The sequence below is a fragment of the Staphylococcus aureus genome, assembly GCF_001027105.1.
Taxonomy (GTDB): Bacteria; Bacillota; Bacilli; order Staphylococcales; family Staphylococcaceae; genus Staphylococcus; species Staphylococcus aureus.
Genome location: NZ_CP011527.1, coordinates 20416 through 27490, shown reverse-complemented (window position 1 = coordinate 27490; position 7075 = coordinate 20416). Strand labels below are relative to the sequence as shown.

8 protein-coding genes and 1 pseudogene are annotated in these 7075 nt (G+C 34.4%); 4 read left to right on the top strand and 5 right to left on the bottom strand.

What is annotated here, in order from left to right:
• Positions 1–29 precede the first annotated feature (29 nt).
• The 4 genes and pseudogenes from AA076_RS14155 to AA076_RS14140 all read right to left on the bottom strand — a co-directional run.
• The gene (locus AA076_RS14155; RefSeq protein ID WP_000358995.1) at positions 30–425 is read right to left on the bottom strand and encodes a thioredoxin-dependent arsenate reductase; all 396 of its coding nucleotides are present in this window, start codon (positions 423–425) and stop codon (positions 30–32) included.
• A gap of 17 nt (positions 426–442) precedes the next feature.
• Positions 443–1735, bottom strand: a complete 1293-nt coding sequence (gene arsB, locus AA076_RS14150; RefSeq protein ID WP_001834181.1) for an arsenite efflux transporter membrane subunit ArsB — start codon at positions 1733–1735, stop codon at positions 443–445.
• On the bottom strand, positions 1732–2046 hold the full coding sequence (arsR, locus tag AA076_RS14145; RefSeq protein WP_000120605.1) for an As(III)-sensing metalloregulatory transcriptional repressor ArsR: 315 nt from the start codon (positions 2044–2046) through the stop codon (positions 1732–1734). The genes arsB and arsR overlap by 4 nt, the downstream gene beginning before the upstream one ends.
• Before the next feature lie 60 nt (positions 2047–2106).
• A pseudogene (locus AA076_RS14140) lies at positions 2107–2484 on the bottom strand (helix-turn-helix domain-containing protein); the annotation flags it as partial.
• Positions 2485–2761: 277 nt separating this feature from the next.
• On the opposite strand from AA076_RS14140, the gene AA076_RS14135 reads away from it, so the two are divergent.
• Positions 2762–2974 (top strand): hypothetical protein, encoded by a 213-nt coding sequence (locus AA076_RS14135; protein WP_001035802.1) that lies wholly within the window; start codon positions 2762–2764, stop codon positions 2972–2974.
• A gap of 34 nt (positions 2975–3008) precedes the next feature.
• On the opposite strand, the gene AA076_RS14130 is transcribed toward AA076_RS14135, so the two are convergent.
• Positions 3009–3683, bottom strand: a complete 675-nt coding sequence (locus AA076_RS14130) for an IS6-like element ISSau6 family transposase (protein ID WP_001105942.1) — start codon at positions 3681–3683, stop codon at positions 3009–3011.
• 95 nt (positions 3684–3778) lie between these two features.
• Here AA076_RS14130 and AA076_RS14125 point away from each other — a divergent pair, with 95 nt between their 5' ends.
• The 3 genes from AA076_RS14125 (at position 3779) to cadA (ending at position 6932) form a co-directional block, all read left to right on the top strand.
• Positions 3779–4156: a DUF6262 family protein gene (locus tag AA076_RS14125; protein WP_000361064.1), complete on the top strand. Its 378-nt coding sequence runs from the start codon at positions 3779–3781 to the stop codon at positions 4154–4156.
• Between the two features lie 237 nt (positions 4157–4393).
• Positions 4394–4759: an ArsR/SmtB family transcription factor gene (locus AA076_RS14120; RefSeq protein ID WP_000159128.1), complete on the top strand. Its 366-nt coding sequence runs from the start codon at positions 4394–4396 to the stop codon at positions 4757–4759.
• The gene (gene cadA / locus AA076_RS14115; RefSeq protein ID WP_000378396.1) at positions 4752–6932 is read left to right on the top strand and encodes a cadmium-translocating P-type ATPase CadA; all 2181 of its coding nucleotides are present in this window, start codon (positions 4752–4754) and stop codon (positions 6930–6932) included. The genes AA076_RS14120 and cadA overlap by 8 nt, the downstream gene beginning before the upstream one ends.
• The last annotated feature ends 143 nt before the right edge of the window (positions 6933–7075 follow it).

The window sequence follows — 7075 nt, the reverse complement described above, 5'->3', positions numbered from 1 at the left end:
CTTATTAACTAAATAAGAGGTGTTTATGATTATCTCAATTTAAACTTTTCTATAGCTAATTTAATCTCGTCTCTAACACGTTGGAATTCTGACCATTCTTTACCTGCTGGATCATCAAAACCCCAATGCTCTTTTTTAACGTTTGGTGGTAAAATAGGACAATTATTGTCTGCATCACTACATAACGTTACGACCAAATCTGATTGTTTTAAAATATCATTATCAATCAAGTCTGACGTATGGTTTGATATATCAATATCTACTTCTTTCATAGCTTCTATTGCTTTAGGATTAACACCATGTGTTTCAATACCAGCAGAATAGACATTCCAACCTTCACCCAATATTTCCTTTCCCCAACCTTCAGCCATTTGGCTACGACAAGAGTTTCCTGTACATATAAAATAAATTGTTTTCTTATCCATAATTAAAGCCCCTTTTCTTAAAATATGATTAGTGTAAGGTATAAACCTAAGAGTGTTACAAATAGGACTGGAATAGTGATGATAATTCCAGTTTTAAAGTATGTTCCCCACGAAATCTTCACACCTTTTTGTGTTAAGACATGTAGCCACAATAATGTTGCTAAAGAACCAATTGGCGTAATTTTAGGTCCTAAATCAGAACCTATGACATTCGCATAAACCATGCCTTCTTTTAATATTCCTGTAGCACTGGATTGGCCAATCGCTATTGCATCTATTAAAACAGTTGGCATGTTGTTCATAATCGAAGATAAGAAAGCAGCTATAAAGCCGATACCCATGATGCTGCTAAATAACCCATAATTTGAAATGTTTGTTAAAACATCCCCAAGGACCGTTGTAATACCTACATTTTTTAGTCCAAACACAACAAGATACATACCAATAGAGAATACAACGATATTCCATGGTGCACCTTTAATCACTTGTTTTGTATGAACTGCTTTAGATTTACGAGCTAATATTACAAAGATAAAAGCAATAATACCAGCAATAATTGATACAGGAATTTGGATAAACTCGCTAACAAGATATCCAACGAGTAGTACTGCTAATACTATCCATGAAAGCTTAAATAACTTAGAATCTTTAATTGCACTTTTAGGATCTGATAGATTTTCTGTATCGAACGTTTTAGGTATGGATTTTCTGAAATATAACCATAAAACGAGAATACTAGCAATCAGAGAGAATATATTAGGAATGATCATTCGGCTAAAATATTCAATAAATCCAATATCGAAGTAATCTGCAGAAACGATATTAACTAAGTTACTTACAATTAAGGGAAGTGATGTAGTATCAGCAATAAAACCACTGGCAATAATAAAGGGGAAAATCACTTTTTGATTAAATCCTAGATTCCTTACCATCGCTAATACAATAGGCGTTAAGATTAAAGCTGCACCATCATTTGCGAAAAATGCTGCTACAATTGCTCCAAGTAACATAATAAAAACAAACATTTTTAAGCCATTACCGTTTGAAGCCTTGACCATATGTATCGCAGACCATTCAAAAAAACCAATTTCATCTAATATTAATGAAATAAGAATAACAGCCACAAAAGTTAAAGTTGCATTCCAAACAATACCTGTTACTTCTAATACATCAGAAAGACTTACGACTCCTGTAATGATAGCAACAACAGCTCCAATTAAAGCTGTAATACCAATATCTAAACCTTTTGGTTGCCAAATCACAAAGGTTAAAGTTAAAAGAAAAATTACAATTGCTAAAATAGTCATCAACAGTCACCTGATTCCACATTTTTACATACACATCTTTGATTAGATGTATTAATGATGTTCAAGTTTTGGATAATATCATCTAAAATAGCATGATTAAGTTGATACCAATGTTTATTGCCGTCTTTTCGTGTTGTAACTAATTCATTATCTACTAATGACTTCATATGATGACTTAGTGTAGGTTGTGAGAATTGAAAGTGTTCTAATAAGTCACAAGCGCATAGCTCACCACAAGAAAGTAAATCTAATATTTCTAACCTACTTGAATCTGATAAAATTTTTAATATTGTTGATAGTTCTTTATAAGACATGAATAAACCTCCTAGACATTAAATAGATTAACATCTATATAGATTATTGTCTATGTTATTTTATTTACTATTTTTTATTCTATATATAGTTTGACGTGTAATACCAACTTCTTTAGCTATAGTACTTATAGATTTACCCTGTTCAAGTAATTCAACAACTCGGTAATAAACTAAACGCTTTTGTGGGTCTTTAGCATTGGGAGAATACAGAATAGGTCTCCCTTTATATATACCTTTTTCTTTGGCGACTTGAATCCCTTGAGCTTGTCGACGTTTACTTTCATTTCTTTCTTGTTCTGAAATCATTGCTAAAATTTGAATAATTAAATCTTTCATAAATTTATCTAGTAGTGGATTTCCAATGACTTCATTCATCATAGGTAAACTCGTTATCATGAGCTGAACTTCTTTTCGAAGATTTTTCGTAGATATAATTTGCTAATAAACTTCCTAAAACTGAATAAAGAAAAATAGTTAAACTCATGTAATCACTCCATAATTCTGAAGTGTCTCCATGTCTACGCATAGACACGCATTTATGCCGAGAAAATTTATTGTGCGTTGAGAAGAACCCTTAACTAAACTTGCAGACGAATGTCGGCATAGCGTGAGCTATTAAGCCGACCATTCGACAAGTTTTGGGATTGTTAAGGGTTCCGAGGCTCAACATCAATAAAGCAACTATGGTAAAATTTTAAAAAAGGAGGAATGTATTTTGAATAAAAAAAATGAGTTAGATATAGCTTTTATTATGTCTACCGTTTTGAATGTTTTATTTTTAGTTGGGTTAACTTTCTTAGTTCAATTAGAAAATTTATATATTTTAATTCCATATACTATTTTGGGTTTTATAAATGCAGTTTATCTAACTGTTAGGGCTATAAATATTACTAAAAATAGGAGGTTCTGTTGCAAAGTTAAAAAATAAGTGTCTAACCTTATGTTTAAAATAATACTTCGTATTAACTAGCTAGCATGATGCTAATTACACGGCATGGCGAAAACCCGTAGATCTGAAGAGATCTGCGGTTCTTTTTATATAGTCCATAAATACATTCAATGCCTTTGATCGTATTCTTTGCCGTATTGATACTTTGATAACTTATTTTCCTTACTTTGATATGACGATGATCTTGTTCAATGAGATTATTTAAATATTTAGAGGTACAATGACAGTTGGGGGTAAGTTTAAAATCTTTAATCACTTTGGACATTGCCACCTTCGTTGAAGGGGCTTGGTCTGTAATTATCATTTGAGGTTTGCCAAATTGTTTAATAAGACGTTTAATAAACGTATATGCTGAGTGATTATCTCGTTTCTTACGTAACGAAATATCTAGTGTATGGCCATCTGCATCAATAGCGCGATATAAATAATTCCATTGCCCTTTAATTTTGATATACGTCTCATCTATATGCCATTTATAATAAGCTTGCTTATTCTTTTTCTTCCAAATTTGATACAAAATAGGAGCATATTCCTGTACCCATCGATAAATTGTTGAATGATGAACATAGATGCCTCGTTCTCTCAATATTTCAGATATATCACGATAACTTAATGCATATCTTAGATAGTAGCCAACGGCTACAGTAATGACATCTTTGTCAAATTGCTTATATCTGAAATAATTCATCCTCTGCACCTCATTTTTGTTGACTATTATACTATATTTCTAACTTTGCAACAGAACCGAACAAATCATTGGAAGTTTGACGGGGGTAATTATCAATGGATAAACAAGTTAGAAATACAACAGAAATTGTACGTTTGGCGAAGCAGAAATCACAAAAGACAAGGGAAAAAGTAGACAAAGCGATTTCTAAATTTTCGATTGAAGGTAAAGCTATTAATTTTAATTCAATAGCAAAGGAAGCTAATGTTTCTAAATCATGGCTTTATAAGGAACACGATATTAGGCAAAGAATCGAATCCCTTCGTGAGCGTCAAATAACATCAAATGTAGTCTCAAAACCCAAGAAAAGTTCTCGTTCGGAGGAAATCCTTATAAAAACCTTAAAAAGAAGGGTTATGGAATTAAAAAAAGAAAATAAAAAATTACAGAACCAAATTCAAAAATTATATGGAGATCTGTATAATAAAGAGTAGTTTTAATTATTAATCTGTAGACAGATTGTGAAAGGATGCACTTAAACTAACGGGGCAGTTATGTTTAAGATACTTTAAAATTTGGTTAAAATCTCCGAAAGGATTGGTTTCTAACATTAGAAATCAATCCTTTTTAATATTAATTATATATCATTCAAACAATCATTTGACTATTTGTTTATGGTGGGATATATTATAATCATCAAACAAACAGTCATTTGAATAAGGAGGATAATTATGACAAAAGATATGTGTGAAGTTACCTATATTCATGAAGATAAGGTAAACAGGGCTAAAAAAGACCTTGCTAAACAGAATCCTATGGATGTAGCGAAAGTTTTTAAGGCTCTATCAGATGATACAAGAGTTAAAATTGCTTATGTTTTGTCTTTAGAGGGAGAGTTATGTGTTTGTGATGTAGCTAATATCATTGAATCTTCAACGGCTACGGCATCCCATCATTTAAGATTATTGAAAAATTTAGGTATAGCAAAATACCGTAAAGAAGGAAAAGTAGTCTATTATTCACTAGATGATGAGCATGTTAAACAGCTTGTAGAAAAAGCTTTCTTGTATCAAAGGGAGGTTGCTAGTATTGGATAGTTCAGCAAAAACATTAACAGAAGATAAACAGGTTTACCGTGTGGAGGGTTTCTCGTGTGCGAATTGTGCTGGGAAGTTTGAAAAAAATGTAAAACAACTAGCTGGAGTTCAGGATGCAAAAGTGAACTTTGGCGCTTCCAAAATTGATGTATATGGAAATGCATCGGTTCAAGAGCTTGAAAAAGCAGGTGCTTTCGAGAATCTTAAGGTATTTCCCGAAAAACTAGCGAATTCATCGATGCAAGCGGTCAAAGAAGACACTAAGGCTCCTAAAGAAGAGAAAATACCGTTTTATAAAAAACACAGCACATTGCTGTTTGCCACATTACTGATTGCTTTTGGTTACCTTTCTCACTTTGTAAATGGAGAAGATAACCTTGTAACTTCCATGTTATTTGTAGGTTCGATTGTAATTGGCGGATATTCACTATTTAAAGTTGGTTTTCAAAATTTGATACGCTTTGATTTCGACATGAAAACCCTGATGACCGTAGCAGTTATTGGAGCTGCCATCATTGGTGAATGGGCAGAGGCATCCATTGTTGTCGTTCTCTTTGCAATCAGTGAAGCACTTGAACGTTTTTCTATGGATAGAGCAAGACAGTCCATTCGTTCATTGATGGATATTGCCCCAAAAGAAGCACTTGTTATGCGGAATGGTCAGGAAATAATGATCCATGTGGACGATATTGCCGTGGGTGATATTATGATCGTCAAACCAGGGGAGAAAATTGCCATGGATGGGATCATTATAAATGGTGTGTCGGCTGTCAACCAGGCTGCTATAACAGGAGAATCTGTCCCTGTTGCCAAAACGGTAGATGATGAAGTATTTGCAGGTACGCTTAACGAAGAGGGACTACTTGAAGTAAAAATCACCAAATACGTAGAGGATACAACTATCTCCAAGATTATTCATCTGGTTGAGGAAGCACAAGGGGAGCGCGCTCCAGCGCAAGCATTCGTAGATAAATTTGCGAAATATTATACGCCGATCATTATGGTTATTGCGGCGCTCGTTGCAGTCGTTCCACCTTTATTCTTTGGTGGAAGTTGGGATACTTGGGTTTATCAAGGATTAGCGGTACTTGTAGTTGGATGTCCGTGTGCATTAGTTATTTCTACTCCAATCTCGATTGTCTCGGCAATTGGAAATGCAGCTAAAAAAGGTGTGTTGATTAAAGGCGGTGTCTATCTAGAGGAATTAGGAGCCATTAAGGCAATCGCATTTGATAAAACAGGAACACTGACAAAAGGTGTACCAGTGGTAACAGATTTTAAAGTGTTAAATGATCAAGTGGAAGAAAAAGAGCTGTTTTCCATTATTACAGCTTTAGAATATCGATCACAACATCCACTTGCTTCAGCAATAATGAAGAAAGCAGAGCAAGATAATATTACTTATTCCGATGTTAGAGTGGAGGACTTCACTTCTATTACAGGTCGGGGCATTCAAGGGAATATAGATGGAACAACCTATTACATTGGCAGTCCAAGGCTTTTTAAAGAATTAAATGTTTCCGATTTTAGCCTTGAGTTTGAAAATAAAGTGAAAGTTTTACAAAACCAAGGGAAAACGGCCATGATTATTGGAACGGACCAAACAATCCTCGGCGTGATTGCTGTAGCAGATGAGGTCCGCGAAACAAGTAAAAATGTGATTCAAAAACTTCATCAGTTAGGAATCAAGCAAACAATTATGCTGACAGGTGATAATCAAGGTACCGCAGAAGCAATCGGTGCTCATGTAGGCGTTTCTGATATTCAGTCCGAATTGATGCCACAGGATAAGTTGGACTATATTAAAAAAATGAAAGCCGAGCATGGTAATGTAGCTATGATTGGCGATGGCGTCAATGATGCTCCTGCACTTGCTGCATCCACTGTTGGCATTGCAATGGGCGGTGCTGGAACAGATACTGCCATCGAGACAGCTGATATTGCATTAATGGGAGATGATTTAAGTAAGCTTCCATTTGCAGTAAGACTTAGCAGGAAAACGCTAAATATCATCAAAGCGAACATCACGTTTGCCATCGGAATTAAGATAATTGCCTTACTATTGGTTATTCCAGGCTGGCTAACCCTTTGGATTGCGATTCTTTCCGATATGGGAGCCACTATTTTGGTAGCATTAAATAGTTTGCGACTGATGAGAGTGAAGGATAAATAGGTACTATATGTGTGCAATTTACGGAGAGGCTGGGACATAAATCCCTAAAAAGCAGCAGTAAGATAATTTTCAATTAGAAAATATCTTACTGCTGTTCTCTATTTATACAATACTTCGTATTGAATGGCTTCGCTTTGCCCGTC